Raw genomic sequence first — 19,525 nt, 5'->3', positions numbered from 1 at the left:
TTACTTTATTAAATTTCAATTACTAAATGAATTTATCACTTTCACTTCCGTATTTTCCAGCGAGTCACCGTAAGTCACTGCTTTTAGGTAAAACTTTTTCCCCATTTGCACTTCGAAAGATATTATTGAATCATCAAGTAGAACAAATTTTTCACCTGTGGCATGATCATATTCTTTAGTATCTTCTTGTCCTCTGATTAGGTTGCTAAGCTTATATTTATTTTTATCTATTAGTTCAGCACTATGGAATTTCACTATCTCTTTTCCGATTAATGCTGAATTTGAATCGATAATTCCTCGCAGCTTACCAAAACGCAACACTACTGTAATTCCCTCATTTGTTAATTCCATTACATATCCGTAAGTAGACTGCTTATTTGTGCTTGCGATAGGCTTATAATCCTTATCGTTGTACGAAATAAAGAGCGTTGCTCCCTTCCAATTCTTTTCCTCACTAATTAAAGTAAAGCTTGCGTTATTACCTTTAATATGCGGTAAATCTATCATTTCTATGATGGTTTTGCTGATGTGAGAAGGAGGGTATTCCTTCAGCATAAGTGACCTTGTTGAAGGAAAAGAGAGCTTATATATAGAGCGATCATAACCAACACCGCTTACTTGAATGGACATGCTTTCAAATTTTGTTTTTATAATTCTCACCGTATGCTTTTTCTCACCGTCTAAAATCGTTATTACATCACTTGGCACAAGCCACGCATATTTTATCGGCAGCTTGAAATTGTATATATTTCTCTCTTGCCACGAAGAATAAAGTAAAACCTCAGCGATATTTTGCGCCTCCCCCTCCTCCATAATCAGCGGTATTTCAACTGTTATAGCAGTGCCTTGCTTTGGCAACTCAGCGTATTTAACATCAATTGGATAGCCAAAATTGCGGTTAAAGTAAACGATGTTAACTTTATTGTTTAAATCTAATTGACTGATATTAGCAAGTTTTGAATTGTTACTGAAAACCGTTTCACCAATTGGCACTACAGTTATAACTCCCCTGCCCTTTTGGACAAATTTCAGTTTAGAGTCCTGTTCAACCACATCAAAAAAATAGCAACTTTGCAGCATTTTAATAATTGAACGTACCGATTGCTGGTCGTTTATCACATACCCAGACAATAACCCTTTGACGTTGCTTGTATCGAACTGATCGCTTTTTAAACCTGTTTTTTGTAACAGATCCGATAAAACATCGGAAATATTAAGCTGTGAAAGCTTTCCCTGAATCCAATGTCCTGTCTGCCAATTATGGCAGTCAGTCCACATATCACACAAATTGGGGAAATAAGGAAATGGCCTTGCATCCCACGCCCAGAGAAACATTTTTTCTACCATTTCCGAGCTTTGCCACTTCTTTAGCGTTCCTTCAATTGCAATTTTTTGCGAAAGAAAGCTCACCTCTCCGTTTGAATATCGTGGATATTTGCTCTCTATGCTGCCTTTATCAACAAACACATTTGGCTCATTAGTGCAGCCGTTCATACTGGGAAATCCATACTCAGTAAACCATATTTTTTTCATTTTTGGTTGCCATTTCGTTTTACTACCACCTGGATTTATGTGAGTTTCACTCCACCATTTTGCTATGTTTTTCCACGCATACCTGCTGTCGTTATACTTTACTCTTTCAGGCTCACCCTTTGAGTAATCATAGAAATAATCATACCCCACTCCACTGCTCCAACCACCCATTACATCTTCCGCAGAATAGCCAAAAGGAGGCTCTGGACCATCAGTCAGTGGAAAATAAGCATCTATGCCAACAACGTCGATGTACTCTGAAGACCACAGTTCATCCATATTATACCAACCATCATATGAATGGTATTCACTCCAATCAGCAGCGTAAGTTACCGTTACTTCTTTTCCAAGCTGAAGTTTTATTCGCTTTGCAAGCTTAACTAGCTCTATAACGGCAGGGTAATTACCTTGTTCATCTCTAATTTTGGTAAGCCGCACAAGTTCAGAACCGATGATAAACCCTTCCACTTTAGTTTGTTTGGCAATGCTTGCATAATGCTCTATAAATTTGTTATATTGATTCTCAAAAAAATCACTTATATCCCCAGGAGTCCCGCTCAATTTTCCTCGCCACTCTTTGTTCTTTGTGTCAAGCAAGGGCATCGGATAGAGCATCACCTTGTAGCCTCTGCTATGCAGCTCTTCTATATATCTTATTAGCGCTGCATCACTAACTGTGCCACCATACCTTGGGTTTCCACTCGCATCTTTTGAAATTAGCTGAGCATTATTTCTGGTTACATCCCCTACTTGCCAATCATCAGGTAATATTGCGGAATCATCTTGAAATTCAACTGCAGGATATATTTTACAATCTTTAATGTTCAGATCATTCACAAACCAATTGACTACTACCGATACCCACTCAACATTTGGTAAATCTCCCTTTAATTGATCCAAAGAAAGCACTGCATCGCTCTTTTTAGTGTGGTTGTTGTGATTTACCCTTTGCGCCAGTCCATACGGGATATATTGGTTGCTGCTTATTTTCTCTTGCGCGATTTTCTTCTGTATTTTTGTATCATATACAAACTCTCCTGAGCCTGGTATTATATTGATATTCCGAATATTTTCTGCTATTGAAAATCCACTGGGTTTTAATGCAGTTCGCACTTCAAATGTAAATATCGGGACGCGATTGTTATAGTCTGCTAAAGGAAAATTCTTGATAACTATGTAAGATATTCCCCTATAAGCTGGTACATTCTTCTCACCTTCAATTGATGATATGAATGGATCAGGATTTTGGTCTTCTCTGCCGCTGTAAAAAGTATAATCTATTTCATCAAAGCTAAGTGATGTTGTATCTGCCCAGATTCTGTTTAATTTTTCTACTTTCCCCTTGCAGATCGCAATTGCAAGCGTTGCATAGTAATTATATGTAACGTTCATACCTCTTCCAATTTTACTTTTGGTGGTTATCGCCTCTTCTTTTATTGGCTGTGCCCAAATAATATTCCCTGCAACACGAGCAGTGCCATAGATAATTGGGATCGTTCTGCCGTAGGTTGAGGTTTGAACTTGCAGATTTTTTAGCCTTGCCCCATGCGTTACTTTTTGCTCGGCTTCAAGGCCGAACATTGCCCCATCTAGCTGTGCACCAAGAAGAGCACCAAGTTCTGAGCCGATAATCCGGCCAATTGGCCCAAAAATGCTGCCTGCTTGACCAAAAATTGATGATAAAATTATTGTGGACATGATAATCCTCCTTTTTGATAGATTTTTTTGAAATTGTTGAGAAAAGATCCAAGTGTCACGCTACTTGGATGACACCTATAACCTTGTCATCCCAGTGCTTCCTCCTTTGTCATCCCAGTGCTTGACACTGGGATCCAGGAATTTTAATTGTAAACAAGCACACTGAGTTGATAAGTATAAAAATGGCTGAAAAATAAACATTTTTGATGAGGTCACATAGAAAGCTGGATCCAAGTAGTCAAGGCACTGGGATGACAAGAAAGGGGCTACTTGGATGACAGATGCTATGATAAGAAATTCAGTAACTTACAATTAATAATTGAAGTTTTTAATTAAGAAAAGCACATGGTGTAGCTATAATTATTGTAAGCAACAATGAAAAAGTGCGGAAGTGAAAAATTACCACTCTCATGGCAATCACTTCACCAGCGGCAAAGTGATACCATGCTGATTCATATATTTTCCTTTCATATCATCATATGATTTCTCACACTCACTTTCGCCGCTTAAAAATACGAATTGGCATGCGCCTTCATTAGCGTAAATTTTTGCAGGAAGTGGAGTGGTGTTTGAGAATTCGAGTGTGACATGACCTTCCCATCCAGGTTCTAAGGGAGTAACGTTTACTATAATTCCACACCTTGCGTAAGTTGATTTACCAACACAAATGACCAGTACATTCCTTGGTATACGAAAATATTCCACTGTGCTTGCAAGCACAAAGCTATTTGGTGGAATTATGCATACGTCTGTTTCTTTATCTATAAAACTATTCTCAGAAAAATTTTTAGGGTCCACGATAGCTGAATTAACGTTAGTAAAAATTTTAAATTTATTATCCACTCTTGCATCGTAACCATAAGATGATAGTCCGAAAGATATAACACCTTTGCTGCTTTTGTGATTCACAAAAGGTTCTATCATTCCAAAATTTTCAGCTTTTTCTCTTATCCATTTATCTGGCATAACTGCCATAACTGTTCCTTAAAGTTGTGTAATACTTACAATAATATAAAATAAAATTTAAATGTAAACTGTAGCTTTTGTCATGCAAGTAGCTTGTATCAAATCACAATGTTCGTACAGTTATGCGCATGGCGCTGGGATGACAATGGATTATTAACTAACAAATTGTACATGGTAAACGATGTCATTCCAGTCTGGAATCCAGAAAACTTACCAGGTAATAAGAACTGGATCCCAGTGTCTGGGCACTGGGATGACATCCTCCTAGTGGAAATTGCTCTCAAATCACAATGTTCGTACAGTTATGCGCATGACGCTGGGATGACAATGGATTATTAACTAACAAATTGTACATGGTAAACGATGTCATTCCAGTCTGGAATCCAGAAAACTTACCAGGTAATAAGAACTGGATCCCAGTGTCTGGGCACTGGGATGACATCCTCCTAGTGAAAATTGCTCTCAAATCACAATGTTCGTACAGTAAGCTGCTTGCAGACACCATTGTTACAATGTTCATGCAATTGAAATAGCGGTCAATTGGATTAGCTATAGGTCAATCACAAGAGAAAATTAAAGCTTTTCAGTTTGATTTTTTGTTACAATAATTAGATTTATGTTCTTAACTAAAAATAATGCTTAGAAACTTTCTCCTGATTTTTGTATTCGTATTATTCACGCCGCTATCAAATGCTGATGCCAGGAAATACATCAGAATTGTTGGATCTTCAACTGTTTTTCCTTTTATCTCGTTTATAGCCGAGGAGTTCAATCGTGTATTCCCTTTTAAGACTCCAGTTGTGGAATCAATAGGAAGTGGATCAGGGTTCAAAATGTTTTGCTCAGGAATAGGGGAAGACACGCCAGACATCACCACTTCATCTCGCCCTATGAAGGAAGTAGAAAGAGAACTATGTAAAAGAAATAAAATTAATGAAGTGATAGAGATCATCATTGGCTATGATGGAATTGTCATTGCAAATTCAAATCAAAGCCATAGATTTGATTTCACAAAGAAGGACTTATTTGAAACTTTATCTGCATATTCTCAAGAAAATGATAAATTAGTAAAAAATAATAAGAAGTTTTGGTCTGATGTAAATCAAGCCTTACCAAAAACAGAAATTGAAATTTATGGTCCACATCAAAATACAGGCACATACGAAACTTTGGTTAATTCTATTATGCTTGATCAATATTCATGCATGAACTCAAGAATTTTCAAAGAGAATTACAAAAATCAGGAAGAAAGAAAGAAAGCATGTGGTAATATAAGGGATGACGGAAGGTATATAGAAGTTGGAATTAATGAAAACATAATAATACAAAAATTGAAAAGTAACAAGAATGCCTTAGGGATATTTAGTTTTAGCTTTTTAATGAGGAATCAAGATAAAATACAAGGGAGCACAATTGCAGGAATTGAGCCAACTTACGAAAATATATCATCGGGAAAATATATATTAGCAAGACCTCTATACCTTTACATAAAGAAAGAACACCTGGATACTGTTGATGGATTAAGAGAATTCATAAAAGAAATTATAGATTCGATCGGCATTGAAGATGGGTACCTATCTAGGCTTGGTCTAATTCCACTTTCAAGTGAAGATATAAAGAAAGCTTCAGCAAAGGTTTATGATATCACGTGACGGCAACGTTTCTTTTATATTCTTTGTTCTAGCGTAGTCAGACCCAGCGCGGCGCGCTGGGATGACAATGGATTACTGATTAGGCAGTTCTGCGTTGTTGCAACACCCAGAAACAACCGGGTTCAAACTTTTCGTATTTGGACTTTCTGATTTCTCACAAACTCCTCCAATATAAGCTAGTACAGCCAATGCTGAAACTGCTGAAACTTCTAAAACTAATGCAACTACAGGATATGCCAGCACATAGGCTGCAATAGCACCAACTACGCATAGTCCAACAACGCCTAGAGCAATTTTCCCTTTGTGTTTACTCAAGAAGTTTGTATCGTTCTTTTCTGGGGTTCCGGTTTCTTGTTCTTTTAATTTCCGTATATACTCTGCATCTTCTCTTGCTTGTTCTTTTATAAGCTTTTCGGACACATGTTCATTGAGGTCATTGTCAACTTTTTGAATAAAGTCGTTGAACAATTTGTATAATTCCGGTTGGTCTTTAAAATTTTCTAGGCCATTGCGAAGCAAAAACGTAAAACCACCTGTGTTGTTATCAGAAAGCCCAAAAAGGGATTGACGAAACTTCTCAGGAGTTTTTTGGTAGAAAAGTTCAAGGAATTTTATCACTTTTACTACTTCTGCTTCTTCTACTTCTTCAGAATCCGAGAATACATTTTCCCTCAAGAGATTTTTATTAGAGCTTTGTCCCACTAAACGTGTAAAAACTTTCTCCTGATCGTCACCATAGTCGAATGCTTCTTCAATGTGTTTCCAGTTAATATTGCCATTAGAATCAAGAGATGTACATACTACATGGAAGTTATTTACATAATCCATTACCCTCTTGTGCTCTTCCATTTCTTGAATAACTGTTTTAAGAGCAGGTATGTTATAACTGCCAAATCTTCGAAAATTATCTATTGTACTACAACACAAAAAATCACGAGTTTTTTGATCAGCTTTCTGCCAAATTAGTTCAATGATCCCTACTTTAGTGTTAACGCTAGTTTTAGTACAGCCAATAACATCATTTAAAATGGTACCTTTGTCACTAGTCAAAGTCTCCTCGTGGCTCAAAACTGCTTGTATATCATTATGTTCATTATTGTCGAGTACGTTCTGGACTTCTTGAAAATTGCCATTCCAGACTGCCTGTCTTAATGAACCTAGAATTTCTTCTTGTGCATTAGTTAATTCAACCATATCTTACCTCTAATAAAAATTTAATTATCACATATATTTACAAGTAAATCAAGTATATTGTTAATAACTGTTAATAAAGGCCAACAAAATGCTTGACGTTAGAGTAGCTTTTATGGCTTTGTATAGCGAGGAAGTAACTCTATGAAAAATCATCAACGTTTACAAAATTTGCGTTCAATTGTATTTATTGTGGGAATATTCCTATTGCTGTTTAGCTTAGCAATGCTTATTCCTGCTATTACTAATAAATGTCTCAGCTACAAATGGAAAAATTTCCTCACTGGATTCATAATTACCTGCACATCTGGCGTAACTTTTATTTTGTTCGGTAAATTGAGTAGATTGCATGGAATGCCAGCAATTTTTGCGATTACTAGTTGCACCTGGATTGCCTTGTCTCTGTTTGCAGCTATTCCTTTCTATTTTGATAATCTGAGCTATGTTGATGCATTATTTGAAACGATATCTGGCATCACAACCACAGGAGCAACTATATTTAATGATATTGAAAAGCAATCTCCGGGAATACTGCTGTGGAGAGCAATGCTGCATGGCATGGGGGGTTTTGGTGTAATAACTATAGGAATTGCAGTGTTTCCTATGCTCAAGATTCTCAGCCTAAATAATTTACTTTATTCTGAATATTCAGATGCTACCAAAAGGAAGTTGCCGAACACGCGAAGCGTAGTAATTCATGTTACGGCAATATATTATGGCTTAATTTTGTTATGCATATTTTCCTATTATCTAGCTGGTATGCCACTATTTGATGCAATATGTCACGGAATGTCCGCTGTATCAACTGGTGGATTTGCTAACTATAATGATTCTATAGGGCACTATAATAATCCCATACTAGAAGCCATAACGATCGTTTTTATGATTTTGGGTTCTCTGCCTTTTCTTAGCTATTTAAAAATCATAAGACGGTTAGACATTTGCTATGATGAGCAGGTCTCTTACTTTTTTAAGATAGCTATTGTTTCATCTTTATTTGCTTGTTTTTGGTTGTATAAAAATGTTGATTTAGGAGTGTCATTATCATTTAGATGCAGCACATTTACCATCACCTCTTTAATTACGTCAACTGGTTATGCAATCTGTAATCATATAGATTGGAGTTTCATTTCAGTCTTAGCTTTTTTTCTCACCTTTGTTGGTGGATGTAGTGGTTCTTCAAGTGGTGGTGTCAAAATCTTCCGCTTGATTGTTCTTTTAAGGTCTATAAGAAATTACTTTTACCTTTTATTAAACCCTGATGCAGACAATGGAGTAAAATTCAATGGAAAAATTCTGGAGAATGATGAAGTTCATTCTGTCTTTATATTTTTTGCAATTTTCATGTTAACGTTTACCATTTCATCAATAGTGATGTCTTACTTAAGCAATGCAGACTTTATAACTAGCACCAGCTCAGTCTCTGCAACGCTTACAAACTCTGGCCCGGGATTTAGTAATTTAATAGGTCCTTCGGGTAATTATTCCTCTTTCAGTAATGAAGTAAAATTATTTCTATCGTTTTTAATGCTGCTTGGCAGACTTGAAATATTGCCAATCTATTTTTGTATAGGCAATTTATTCTTATTTAATAGAAAGAAATAGTTGGTGAAGTTGTGAAATTTGATATTATAGCTAAACTGACTTACGACAATTTGAAAAACCGTCATTCCGCTACTCGTTAGCGGAATCTATACCGCGAATAAATCTACAACTGTACAAACATTGCAATATGGCACATAGTAAACGATGTCATTCCAGTGCTTGACACTGGAATCCAGCTTCTATGCAACCTCATCAAAAACATTCATTTAGTGTAAGATCAGCTACTTTCCATACTAGTTTGCTTGTTCACAAGCAAACTTTTCTGGATCCCAGTGTCAAGCACTGGGATGACAAAAAAAGGAGCACTGGAATGACACCATTCGCTGTACAGTTTACCTTTAAAAATGAATGTTCGTACAGCTATGGAATAAATCGCGGTATAGCTATAGATAGTGTCAACTGTTTAATAAAAAGATCGTAGCTAAACCAAGAAATATAAAAGCTGAGAGAATATCAGTTGTTGCCGATGTTAGGATTGAAGAAGAAACGGCAGGGTCAGACTTTAAGCGATGAAGCATTATAGGAATGAAAGTTCCGATGAACGTTGCAATAATTGACATCATAATCATGGAGACCACAAAAATCATCTCCACTTTGAAGTTGTGAAACCTTATTGCTAACACTACTAATGAAATAGTAGATAAGATCACCCCGTTTATAAGACCTATTAAAAATTCTTTCATCAGTATTCTTTTTGCATTTTGCTCAGTTAGATATTTTGTTGCGATTGCCCGGATGGTTAGCGTTACTGTTTGGGATCCTGCATTTCCGCTCATTGATGCAATTATCGGCATGATTATTGGTAGTACTATAAAACTTTTTATTACATCATCGAAAAAGCCAACTACTATGGAACACATTGTTGCAGCTAAGAGGTTAAACAGTAACCAAGGTAGCCTTTTAATTATAGTTTTATGTATAGGGGCATTTATATCGGCTTTAGAAGATACACCGCTTATTTTGAGTACATCCTCTTCTGTTTCTTGTTGAACAACTTTTATCACATCTTCAATTAAGATCACACCAATAATTTTACCATTCTTATTTACTACCGGAGCCGATAATAGAGAGTAATCTTTAAATATTCTTGCTACTTCCTCTTGGTCTATTCCAGTTTTAATGATTTTTATGTCATGATCCATTATCTCTTTTATTATTGTGTCTCCTGAGTGAGATATTACCTTATTTAAATTAACACTGCCTATAGGCTCTAATTTTGAGTTGATAATGAATATCTGGTGAAATTTTTCTGGTATTTTTTTATAGTTGCACACAAATTCTGTCAGTTGATTTATTGTCCAATAATATGGAGCTATAACCATATCTTTATGTATTAACCTTCCTGCACTTTCTTCTGGATATGATAGCAACTCCTCTACCGATTTCTGAGTTTTGCTGGGCAAATAGTAAAGTATATTTTCTACAGACTTTCTATCTAAATCTTTCACTATGGTTACTATATCTTCTACATCAAGGAGCATTAGTAACTTTGCTGTATTTTCTATTCCCAATGTTTCTATGATCTCTACTTGTAAATCTGGCACTACATGCACTAGGGCATCACTTAACAAATGTTGATCGAGGATATTAACTAATTTCTCCCTGTGATCACTGATTGAAGTAGATAAAAAATAAGCTAACTGAACGCTATCTATCGTTTTTACAATATTACGAACATTCTCTAGCTCATCGTTATCAAGTGACTCTATTAAGTCATCAATAGCCTTTTTGTCTAAACCATAATGAGAACTTATTTTAATATTCATTACTTTACCTTATTTTTTAATAAATATACGCGCTTGATTTCCTTAAACATTAAAGTATAATGAAATTATTTAAATTAACTATCATATGGTTAAATTTCTATTTTGTTTACTGTTATTGTTATTGATAGTAAATATATTAAAATCTAAAGTATAATGAAAACTTATCCAGAAATTCTTGAACACTTTCAAAGCTTAAATAAAAGTATTTCTCTTATCAGGAGGTGTCTTTGACATAGAAAAATTAAAGTTGCGCCTTGAAGAGCTTGACTCCCAAGCGTCCAATGATGACCTATGGCAAGATAACCAAAAAGCACAAGAAGTTTTAAAAGAACGTTCTAAAATTAAGAATGACGTAGAGTCGTTTTTAAAGCTGGAAAGCGATTACAACGATGCCATCAGCTTAATGAAGTCTGCTATTGATGAAAATGATGAAGAATTTTTCTCTGAAGTTGAAAATGAATTAGCTAAGCTAGAGAAATTAATCAAGTATAAAGAAACAGAGTCCTTATTTACTGGTGAAGCAGATAATAATAACTGCTTTTTAGAAATCCACTCAGGAGCTGGCGGAACCGAGAGCAATGATTGGGCTGAAATGCTGATGCGCATGTATATAAGGTGGGCAGAAATTTATCACAACTTTAAAGTTGAAGTTGTAGAAAAATTAGAAGGAGAGTCAGTTGGTATAAAGTCTGCAATGATAAAAATCGTTGGAGAAAAAGCTTATGGGTGGGCAAAAAGTGAAAGTGGAATTCACAGGCTGGTTAGAATATCGCCATTTGATGCAAATGGTAAACGTCATACCAGTTTTGCAAGTGTAGGAGTAACTCCAGTGATCGAAGATTCAATTGATATTGCTGTGGATGAAAAGGATCTAAAGATCGACACCTACCGTGCTTCCGGAGCAGGCGGTCAGCATGTGAACAAAACTGAAAGTGCAGTACGCATTACGCATATTCCAACTGGTGTTGTAGTTCAATGCCAAAATGGTCGTTCTCAACACAGAAATAAAGATGAGGCGTTAAAATTACTTAAAGGACGTTTATACCAAATTGAACTGGAAAAAAAAGAACAGAAAATGGCTGAAGAATATGGTAAAAAATGCGATATAGGCTGGGGCAATCAGATCAGATCGTACGTTATGCATCCATATCAAATGGTGAAGGATTTAAGAACTGGACATGAAGTGGGCAATATAAATTCTGTTTTTGATGGTAATATAGATTGTTTCATAGTTAGTGTGCTCACTAAGCAAAATTAGGTAGGGTTGACTTTCTTGCCATAATATATGATAATTAAAATATTGTTAAAGTAGGAGTAAAGTTATGGCGATTAAATATGATCAGTGGAAAAGTGACCTTACCCAGAAAAAGTGGAGAGAAAGTTTGGAATGTTTTTTACAAAAAGAATGATGCATCAAATTGTTCTGGAATGCAATAGTTAATAGTGACGTTGTTTGTTATAAAAAATTTCTATGTATTCAAATATTGCAGTTCTAGTTTGTTGAGCAGAGTGTTGTGAAGTATCAATAAGTATTTCTCTTTTCAATGAGCTAAAGAAGCTTTCTGCAACAGAATTGTCGTAACAACAGCCTTTATTACTCATCTATATTCTTTACAGCTAAGAGATATTGATACCCTTGCGCAGTATATTGTGAACCTTGGTCACTGTGCAGCAGTAGATTTTTAACAGGTTTACGCCTATTAATGGCCATTAATAAAGAGTTCATAACCAATTGTTTATTTATTGCACTACTCATTAACTACCATACGTGAGAATTATTGCTGCCAAATATAGCCATCCCTCCTTGGTTTTGATGTAAGTAATCCCATACTTTATTTGGTTGATCAACAATAAAGTTTTGATCTAGTACATTGGGAGCTACAGCTCTATTATCTGTTTGTTGTTTTTTAATTTTAAACTTTCTTCTCAGTATAGCCCTGATGTCATTTTTCTGCATAATACTTTGCACCGTTTTCAAATTGCAACTTTTACCCAAAGCCTTCAATTCAGCATGAATTTTAGGAGCTCCATATCTACATTTAGAAACTTGATATATTTTTTGAATAGCTGCGAGTAGCTCTTTATTTGCTGATTCTCTACTGCTTATTTTTCTTGTGGTCCACTTATAGTAGCCACTAGCAGAAAATCCTACATAATTCCTGTACTTTATAGCAGTTACTATGCTCTTTTATAAAAAAATATTTTACTCTTTTTGACTGGCCAGGGCTTTTTTTTTAATGTCTCTTTCCCTTGTTACTCTTGCTAACTCTCTTTGTAAATCAAACCTCTCTTTGTCGTAAGGAGCCATGTTACCTCTACCTGGAAATGCATCTGCTGCCGACTTTTTTTCGTTGTGTTTCTTTATCCATTTTCCTAATAAACCACCCTTTATTCCTAAATCCTTTGCTATTTTTGTAATTGTTTGACCTGCCTTTCTTTGTTCATTTGCCAGTTTAACAGCTTCCAATTTGAATTCTGCTGTATATTCTCTTACCATTTCTAATCCTCCAAAATTTTATTTTACCCAAAAAAACTCTTTTCTTTCTCTCCACTTTTTCTGGGTAAGGTCAGAAATTTAATGATCCAGGATATACTCCTTTGTTAAGGGAGATTGAGCATTTTCGAATATTTCTTGAGTGCTTCCAGACTCAACAATTCTGCCATTATGAAAGAAAATTACACTATCAGATAACTTTTTAGCTTGCTTCATTGAATGAGTCACCATAATTATAGTAAATCTTAATTTCAGCTCTTGTATAAGATTTTCGATTGCATTGGTTGCCATTGGATCAAGAGCAGAGCACGGTTCATCCATTAATAAAATAGTTGGCTTCACTGCAATTGCGCGAGCGATGCATAGCCTCTGTTGTTGGCCACCGGATAAATTGAGTGCGCTATCTTGCAATCTGTCCTTCAATTCTTCCCATAAACCAACCTTGGTTAAACTATTTTCCACCATCTCATTCAATTTTTGCTTATCCTTCGCCATACCATGCAATTTTGGCCCACAAGCAACATTATCATATATTGATTTTGGAAAAGGATTTGGCTTTTGAAATACCATACCAACTTTTGCTCTAAGTAGTACAACATCCATATCGCGTGAATATATATCACCCAGCCCATCGATATCTAATTCACCAACAGTTTTGCAACCTGGTACATAGTCATTCATACGATTAAAACAACGCAAAAATGTTGATTTACCGCACCCGGATGGTCCGATAAAAGTAGTAACTTTTCTTTTATAAATATTCAAATTTATATCGAATAAAACTTGCTTAGAGCCGTACCAGAGATTTAAATCTTTAACAGAGGCACGTGTATTGCTCATATCACATCCTGCATTGAATAGAGCCCCGGAATTTCTCTTTTATTTTCGTATAGCCATACTGCTGCTTGAACAGCTCCTCTAGCAAATGTTGTGCGATCAATTGCTTTGTGGTTTAGTTCTATCCGTTCATCAGAATTAACAAACATCACGCTGTGATCTCCTATTACTCCACCTCCACGAGATACTGCAAAACCTATTCCCCCCTTTTTCCTTATGTTTGAACCACTATGTAAATATTGATTGGACTGAAAATCCACTTTTGAAGCGTTAGCAATTGTTTTGCCAAGTTCTATAGCTGTTCCAGATGGTGAATCCTTTTTTAAGTTATGATGCATTTCCCAAATCTCAACGTCATATTCATTACCTAAAAGCTCAGCAGCTTTTTTTACCAATTTCAGCAACACATTAACCCCAACACTCATATTTGCTGACCATAATATTGGAACTTCAGCAGCATATTCTTTCAAATCGACACCTTCTATTCCAGTTGTGCCACTAACCAGCGGTGTTTTAAATTTTACAGCTGCTTTAAGGCAGTCTAACATACATTCTTTAGTTGTAAAATCTATTACAACGTCAGATGACTCAAATATGCCACTAATAGAACTTGTAACTTTAATTCCTAGATTGGCTATAATTGGTCCAATATCTGAATCTATGTACTTACTGCCTGAACGGGCAACAGCACCTGCTATTTCCACTTTGGTATTTGTAATTAATTCATTGAGTATTTTTTTGCCCATTCTGCCTAAGCAGCCTATTACTCCAACTCTGATTTTCATAAAGCTTTTTACGTTTATTAAGAATGTTAGGCCTTTTTTTAAGCTCTGTCACTTCTGATCTATATTCTATAGCTGTACGAACACTGCAATTTGGGTCTACCAGATCCCAGTGCCTTGACCACAACTATTGCAATATGGTACATAGTGAACGATGTCATTCCAGTCTGGAATCTAGCCTTTCTGCAATCTCATCGAAAACGTTGTAACCACTTTCTATGCTAGTTTGCTTGCTTACAAGCAAACTTTTCTGGATCCCAGTGTCTGGGCACTGGGATGACAGGAGAAGGTACTGGGATGACAAGAATAGGGCACTGGGATCTAGTGGGCTCAAACTACAATGTTTGTACAGCTGTGATCTATATTCTATAGCTGAATAATTTAACAATTCAAAATGAATACATATCCTATTGAGCTCTATATTACATACCAGGTTGCTTTGCCTTTTCCATGCTGAGTGATGTGATTACTCTTTACGAGATTAGATACGTGCTTCTTTAAGGTATTGCAGTTTGCTTTAGTAATATTTTCCAAATCCTTAATTGTAAGACGTCCATGTTTGCTGAGTAGTGCTAATACTTTAGCAGAAAGTGGTGGTAAATAGAGATTTAACACTTTTTCATGTGACACCTTTTGTTCAAGATGAAATTTTTGCTTTTGTAGTGACCTTAAAAAGAATATAAGCCATGGATTAAAATCATAGCTGCTCGTCTTCAAGGATTGTTGAGTACGACGCAAAGCTAAGTAGTAACTCTCCTTATTACTTTCAAGGGAACTGTAAGGTACATAGATATACCCTAACTTTAGTAACAAGAAAGTTGTGAGAATGCGTGATAATCTGCCATTTCCATCCTGGAAGGGATGAATAGCTAAAAAAGTAACTATAAAAATGCCAATAATTAATAGAGGGTGTAACGATTTCACCTCTAATTGCTGGCTAGTCCAATAAATAAGTTCTTGCATTTGTGTTGCTGTCTCAAATGGAGAGGCTGTTTCAAAAACTATGCCCAAGCTTTTTCCAGATTCATCAAACGCTTCAACATGATTGGGGAATTTTTTATATTCTCCCATGTGCCTTTGATCTTTATATGAAAATTGTAAAAGCCAGATGTGAAACTGTTTTATAGTGTTTTCTGTAAATGGCATCTTGTTAAAGTTTTGAAATACTTCTTCACACACATACGCATATCCGGCTATTTCTCGTTCATCTAGAGAACGAAATGAGCGTGTATCAAGTTTGGATAGTAATTGCTCAACTTCACGGTCTGATAATCTTGCCCCTTCAATACGAGTAGAAGAACCAATACTTTCAATTGTTGCAATTTTCTTGAGCATTTGTAAACGTTCTGGAGCTAAATTACCAAACAATTGCCATGCTCCTTTAAATTCATCAATTTCAGCAACTAATTTTAACATTTCAGGTGTTATTACAATTTTTGAAATGTCAAACATATCTGTATTTTTATCTAGTTATATTCAATTATATTCGAAAATATCCTATTAGCAAAGAATACTTGTGAGACACACACTAAAGAATGAATTTTGGTAGGCATAAAAGCAGCTATTTTATGTTAAAATACAACATTTTGATGAAATTATAAGAAAGGCTGGATCCGAGTAGTCAGCTACCCGTCAGTGCATGTTGAAAAATCATTTTATGATCTAAATCAGTTTTTTTACAGGTAACTTCTAAGCTTATCAATTTTTCCAAGATCTTCTTAAGTTCTGAAAGTTGCAAACTTTTCAAATGAGATTTAAAACTCTGCAATTGTTTAAAAAACAATGGAGGGCTTAGCTGATCAATCGCAGCCTGCTCACTCATTCCACCTTGCACTGACAGCAAAACGGTTTCAAGGCGTAGGAAATAATTTGATATAATGCGAATTAGTGCTATCGGTGAAAAATTTTCTTGCGATATCAATGCATCAGAAATTCTAATGAAACGCGACATATCTTTACTTGCTATGGCAGAGCATAGATCATCAAGTGTAGCATAGTCGTTGCCGGAAGTTGAAAAGCATAATTCTATATCAGTAAGTTTTAGGTCTTTTCTCTCCCCTAAGTATAAAACTAACTTCTCAAGTTCTGAACATATAGGCAGCTTGCTATGATTAAAGTAAGATTGCAAATGGTAGATTATCTCATTTGTGCATTTTATATCATTTTGTTTTAAGTAACTTGATATAATGTCATAAAGATTGCTGTTGCTGTCCTTATAGCAAGCAATCACACCAAAAATTTTTGAACTCTCCATATAACTTTTAGTCGCAGAATTATATGGAAGATCACTTGCTACCATCATTACATAGTGACCACTTGCGTTATAATCCAATACGTTTTTTAACTCTTTGGATATACCTCCACTCACATTTATCAGCTTAATTAATTTTTTGCTGGTAAACATCGAAATGTTTGCCAATTCAGAAAACAGTAAACTGGGTGACTTATTCACTATTGCAAAATCCATCACCTGAACTGAATACTCATCCAAATTAGCAATTATTTCTTGTACATAAAAACCAACCCTACTGTTATCACTTCCATGAATTAACACACCACTTAAAGCATCAGGTTTCTCTAGGAATTTTTTAACTTTGGATGGTGTGACCCTCATGCTATCTATATGATATCATTCTCATTTGACTGTACATGAGTATCCAAAGACTCTGAGCTTTCTTGTACAATATTATGCGCATCACCTGCTACATCATCTGACGCATCCTTCCTCCAAAAAGAAGCACACTTATTGTAAAAATTTTTCATAGGTTGTATTATATATTTAGAAAAAAATCCTTCTTCGCTCATATTGCTTACTCCATAAAACTAACAGCTTATCATTAGCACATAAACAATAATATAGCAAATTGTGCTAAGATAGTGATGTTTTATAATGAGTATATTACAAAATTATTAACATTCGAGATTAAAATTAAGCCAACCTGCTTAATACTAGCCTTATAAAATAAGCGATAATTAAATATACGGCTGCAACAAGTATAATTGCAGGTCCAGTTAACAAATCAAAACTTGCAGATAACATGAGACCCGATATCCCAGAGATTACAGAAAAAACTGTTGCAACAATAATCATCTGCATTGGAGTTTTCGAGATGAGCCTTGCAGATGCTGCTGGTATTAGCAAAAATGCAGCAATGAGTAATATTCCTATTAGTTGGGCAGCAATTGCTATAAATATAGCAAGAGTGATTAAAAATTCTAGTCTAACAAAGGTAACATTAATTTTTTCAACTACTGCTAAATCTTGATTAATTGAAATCATTAACCAATAACGCCATCTAAATATTAATATCAAAGTAACTACTGCAGAGGTTAAAAAAATCAATACTATATCACTTTGATCGAGCGTTAATATATCACCAAACAGTGAGCTAATAATACTATTATTGCCAGATGGAAGAAAAGACATAAGTATTAAACTCGATGATAAAACTACATTGGTAACAATGTTCAATATCGTATCAGCAGAATATAATCTGTTAAAATTAAGAGAAAGTAGTATAGCAAATGTAATTGCAATGAGCATTATGCTAAGCGATGGGCTAATCTTAAAGATCAAAGCAAGTGCAATACCAAGCAATGAAGAATGGGACAAACTATCACCAAGATAAGATAACCTTTGCCATATCATAAACGATCCTAAAGCGCCTGTTACTAGGCTAATTACGACTACTGCAACTAGACTGTTGATGAAAAAATCCTGGGTAAACATTTCAAACATGCTATATGGCTATTAGATAACTGACAACAAATCTATCTTCGGATATCAGAATATTATGGGTTCTGCATGCAGAACCTGTTGTCATAAATTCAAAATTTAAACCTTTTTGTTCCATAAGATAGGACTTCACTGAAGAACTTAGTATATTGCGTGTTTTACCAGTACCTATTAACAAAATTTCTATTTCCTCTGTTAAAAAAGATTCAAAATACTCCTTGCTGTTTATATCACTTTCTTTCAATTTTATCACCTTTTCAGGAAAAATTATAATTGAGCCATAATATTCTTGATTGTTTACCAAAAATTTTCCTTCCCTGTAACCATTTATAAGATTTTTATTCTCGGAAATTAAGGGCATAAAGTCAAACTATTAATTGAGTGTCACATACCCACCATTCTGGTTGCTTTTTTCCGATATTAACTGCAGCAGCTTTTGCATTTTCCTCACTATCGAATATTCCAAAACATGCTACACCACTGCCTGACATGCGAGAAAGTATAGAGCCTTCTTGTGACTCAAGTGTTGATATCACATCCTTAATTTCAGGTACAAGGCTTATTGCTATTTCTTGAAGATCGTTTCTCGTCTCTTTAAGAAGCTTCAACAAATCCTTTTCAGCGTCATCGCTCCATTTAATTGGCTCAGAAAATTTTCCTTCATGTTTGGAAAATACCTCTGGTGTACTCAAAAACTTTTTTTTCGGTTTCACAAGCACCACATTCGTGGGTAAAGAGAACTTTTTTATGTGGCACAATTCTTCACCAATACCTCTAACAAAAACAGGCTTGCTATCTACACTTGCGGGAACATCAGCGCCAACGTTTAAGGCTATTTCATTTAAAATCGTCCTATCAATCTTCCACAGCTTCCCTAGCGTACGTACCACAGCTCCAGCATCTGAGGATCCGCTACCAAGTCCTGCAGCAATTGGTATGTTTTTTACAACCTTTACAGTGACTTTAGTGCGTACAGGAGCATGCCTAAGCAGCAGATTAACCGCTTTCATTACAGTGTTATATTGGTTATTTATTTTAGACTCGGAGTTTATAAATTCAACTGTAGAGTTATCGTATCTAGAATCCTTCTCACCTACTTTTATTTCCAAAAAATTAGAGAGATTAGCAAAGACAAATAAACCTTCAATCAAGTGATACCCTGTTTCTTTTTTGTCTACAACATGCAAAAAAAGATTGATTTTTGCAGGCGCCTTTACACAAAAACTTTTCATTATATATCTTCACTAAGATTATTTTTACATTAT

At 35.3% G+C, this 19,525-nt stretch carries 23 protein-coding genes; 6 read left to right on the top strand and 17 right to left on the bottom strand.

All coding sequences use genetic code 11. The features are described 5' to 3' along the window. Window positions 1-15: 15 nt before the first annotated feature. The gene (locus tag AAGD93_RS03035; protein WP_341819832.1) at window positions 16-3,231 is read right to left on the bottom strand and encodes a glycoside hydrolase TIM-barrel-like domain-containing protein; all 3,216 of its coding nucleotides are present in this window, start codon (window positions 3,229-3,231) and stop codon (window positions 16-18) included. A 417-nt stretch (window positions 3,232-3,648) separates the two neighbouring features. Then, entirely contained in the window at window positions 3,649-4,206 is a 558-nt protein-coding gene (gene dcd / locus AAGD93_RS03030; RefSeq protein ID WP_006280485.1) for a dCTP deaminase, read from the bottom strand. Between the two features lie 99 nt (window positions 4,207-4,305). On the opposite strand from dcd, the gene AAGD93_RS03025 reads away from it, so the two are divergent. The 3 genes from AAGD93_RS03025 to AAGD93_RS03015 all read left to right on the top strand — a co-directional run bounded on the left by AAGD93_RS03025 (window position 4,306) and on the right by AAGD93_RS03015 (window position 5,849). Then, on the top strand, window positions 4,306-4,536 hold the full coding sequence (locus AAGD93_RS03025; RefSeq protein WP_341819831.1) for a hypothetical protein: 231 nt from the start codon (window positions 4,306-4,308) through the stop codon (window positions 4,534-4,536). 14 nt (window positions 4,537-4,550) lie between these two features. Next, window positions 4,551-4,730 (top strand): hypothetical protein, encoded by a 180-nt coding sequence (locus tag AAGD93_RS03020; RefSeq protein ID WP_341819830.1) that lies wholly within the window; start codon window positions 4,551-4,553, stop codon window positions 4,728-4,730. A 102-nt stretch (window positions 4,731-4,832) separates the two neighbouring features. Next, complete coding sequence (locus AAGD93_RS03015) at window positions 4,833-5,849, top strand: substrate-binding domain-containing protein (RefSeq protein WP_341819829.1); 1,017 nt, start codon at window positions 4,833-4,835, stop codon at window positions 5,847-5,849. Window positions 5,850-5,921: 72 nt separating this feature from the next. Here the strand turns inward: AAGD93_RS03015 and AAGD93_RS03010 are convergent, their stop codons facing one another. Further along, window positions 5,922-7,043, bottom strand: coding sequence for a hypothetical protein (locus AAGD93_RS03010; RefSeq protein WP_341819828.1), 1,122 nt, complete (start codon window positions 7,041-7,043; stop codon window positions 5,922-5,924). A gap of 141 nt (window positions 7,044-7,184) precedes the next feature. On the opposite strand from AAGD93_RS03010, the gene AAGD93_RS03005 reads away from it, so the two are divergent. Continuing rightward, the gene (locus AAGD93_RS03005; protein ID WP_341819827.1) at window positions 7,185-8,645 is read left to right on the top strand and encodes a TrkH family potassium uptake protein; all 1,461 of its coding nucleotides are present in this window, start codon (window positions 7,185-7,187) and stop codon (window positions 8,643-8,645) included. 181 nt (window positions 8,646-8,826) lie between these two features. Then, window positions 8,827-9,066, top strand: a complete 240-nt coding sequence (locus AAGD93_RS03000) for a hypothetical protein (RefSeq protein ID WP_341819826.1) — start codon at window positions 8,827-8,829, stop codon at window positions 9,064-9,066. On the opposite strand, the gene mgtE is transcribed toward AAGD93_RS03000, so the two are convergent. Beyond that, window positions 9,041-10,411 carry a magnesium transporter gene (gene mgtE / locus AAGD93_RS02995; protein WP_341819825.1) on the bottom strand — a complete coding sequence of 457 codons (1,371 nt, stop codon included), beginning with the start codon at window positions 10,409-10,411 and terminating at the stop codon, window positions 9,041-9,043. The genes AAGD93_RS03000 and mgtE overlap by 26 nt on opposite strands. A 153-nt stretch (window positions 10,412-10,564) precedes the next feature. On the opposite strand from mgtE, the gene prfB reads away from it, so the two are divergent. Continuing rightward, window positions 10,565-11,669, top strand: a protein-coding gene (prfB, locus tag AAGD93_RS02990) for a peptide chain release factor 2 (protein ID WP_141456981.1) whose coding sequence is annotated in 2 segments (ribosomal slippage) — window positions 10,565-10,639 and window positions 10,641-11,669 — 1,104 coding nt in all. Because the reading frame shifts where the segments join, the coding sequence is not laid out codon by codon here. A 179-nt stretch (window positions 11,670-11,848) separates the two neighbouring features. Here prfB and AAGD93_RS07645 read toward each other — a convergent pair. From AAGD93_RS07645 to AAGD93_RS02930, 13 genes are all read right to left on the bottom strand, one after another. Further along, a complete protein-coding gene (locus tag AAGD93_RS07645) occupies window positions 11,849-12,013 on the bottom strand; it encodes an IS3 family transposase (protein ID WP_010082072.1) in 165 nt (54 codons plus the stop codon). Beyond that, on the bottom strand, window positions 12,006-12,167 hold the full coding sequence (locus tag AAGD93_RS02985) for a DDE-type integrase/transposase/recombinase (protein ID WP_010082071.1): 162 nt from the start codon (window positions 12,165-12,167) through the stop codon (window positions 12,006-12,008). The genes AAGD93_RS07645 and AAGD93_RS02985 overlap by 8 nt, the downstream gene beginning before the upstream one ends. A gap of 3 nt (window positions 12,168-12,170) precedes the next feature. After that, window positions 12,171-12,467, bottom strand: coding sequence for an IS3 family transposase (locus AAGD93_RS02980; RefSeq protein ID WP_341819899.1), 297 nt, complete (start codon window positions 12,465-12,467; stop codon window positions 12,171-12,173). A 147-nt stretch (window positions 12,468-12,614) separates the two neighbouring features. Then, window positions 12,615-12,908: a transposase gene (locus AAGD93_RS02975; protein ID WP_341819579.1), complete on the bottom strand. Its 294-nt coding sequence runs from the start codon at window positions 12,906-12,908 to the stop codon at window positions 12,615-12,617. A gap of 78 nt (window positions 12,909-12,986) precedes the next feature. Continuing rightward, window positions 12,987-13,745 carry a phosphate ABC transporter ATP-binding protein PstB gene (gene pstB, locus AAGD93_RS02970; protein WP_006280935.1) on the bottom strand — a complete coding sequence of 253 codons (759 nt, stop codon included), beginning with the start codon at window positions 13,743-13,745 and terminating at the stop codon, window positions 12,987-12,989. Continuing rightward, window positions 13,742-14,527 carry a 4-hydroxy-tetrahydrodipicolinate reductase gene (gene dapB / locus AAGD93_RS02965; protein WP_010962542.1) on the bottom strand — a complete coding sequence of 262 codons (786 nt, stop codon included), beginning with the start codon at window positions 14,525-14,527 and terminating at the stop codon, window positions 13,742-13,744. The genes pstB and dapB overlap by 4 nt, the downstream gene beginning before the upstream one ends. A gap of 154 nt (window positions 14,528-14,681) precedes the next feature. Next, entirely contained in the window at window positions 14,682-14,912 is a 231-nt protein-coding gene (locus AAGD93_RS02960) for a hypothetical protein (protein WP_341819824.1), read from the bottom strand. Between the two features lie 29 nt (window positions 14,913-14,941). Continuing rightward, the gene (locus AAGD93_RS02955; protein WP_209472855.1) at window positions 14,942-15,976 is read right to left on the bottom strand and encodes a Fic family protein; all 1,035 of its coding nucleotides are present in this window, start codon (window positions 15,974-15,976) and stop codon (window positions 14,942-14,944) included. A gap of 169 nt (window positions 15,977-16,145) precedes the next feature. Next, the gene (holA, locus tag AAGD93_RS02950; RefSeq protein WP_341819823.1) at window positions 16,146-17,138 is read right to left on the bottom strand and encodes a DNA polymerase III subunit delta; all 993 of its coding nucleotides are present in this window, start codon (window positions 17,136-17,138) and stop codon (window positions 16,146-16,148) included. A gap of 5 nt (window positions 17,139-17,143) precedes the next feature. Beyond that, window positions 17,144-17,329 carry a hypothetical protein gene (locus tag AAGD93_RS02945; protein ID WP_341819822.1) on the bottom strand — a complete coding sequence of 62 codons (186 nt, stop codon included), beginning with the start codon at window positions 17,327-17,329 and terminating at the stop codon, window positions 17,144-17,146. 124 nt (window positions 17,330-17,453) lie between these two features. Continuing rightward, a complete protein-coding gene (locus AAGD93_RS02940; protein ID WP_264718789.1) occupies window positions 17,454-18,263 on the bottom strand; it encodes a metal ABC transporter permease in 810 nt (269 codons plus the stop codon). A 1-nt stretch (window position 18,264) separates the two neighbouring features. Beyond that, window positions 18,265-18,621, bottom strand: coding sequence for an Mth938-like domain-containing protein (locus AAGD93_RS02935; RefSeq protein WP_174516000.1), 357 nt, complete (start codon window positions 18,619-18,621; stop codon window positions 18,265-18,267). A gap of 4 nt (window positions 18,622-18,625) precedes the next feature. Then, entirely contained in the window at window positions 18,626-19,492 is an 867-nt protein-coding gene (locus tag AAGD93_RS02930) for a 4-(cytidine 5'-diphospho)-2-C-methyl-D-erythritol kinase (protein WP_341819821.1), read from the bottom strand. Window positions 19,493-19,525: the final 33 nt, after the last annotated feature.

The sequence above is a fragment of the Wolbachia endosymbiont (group A) of Brachyopa scutellaris genome (assembly GCF_964026995.1).
GTDB classification, from domain to species: Bacteria; Pseudomonadota; Alphaproteobacteria; order Rickettsiales; family Anaplasmataceae; genus Wolbachia; species Wolbachia pipientis.
This window is presented reverse-complemented; position numbering and strand designations above follow the sequence as displayed.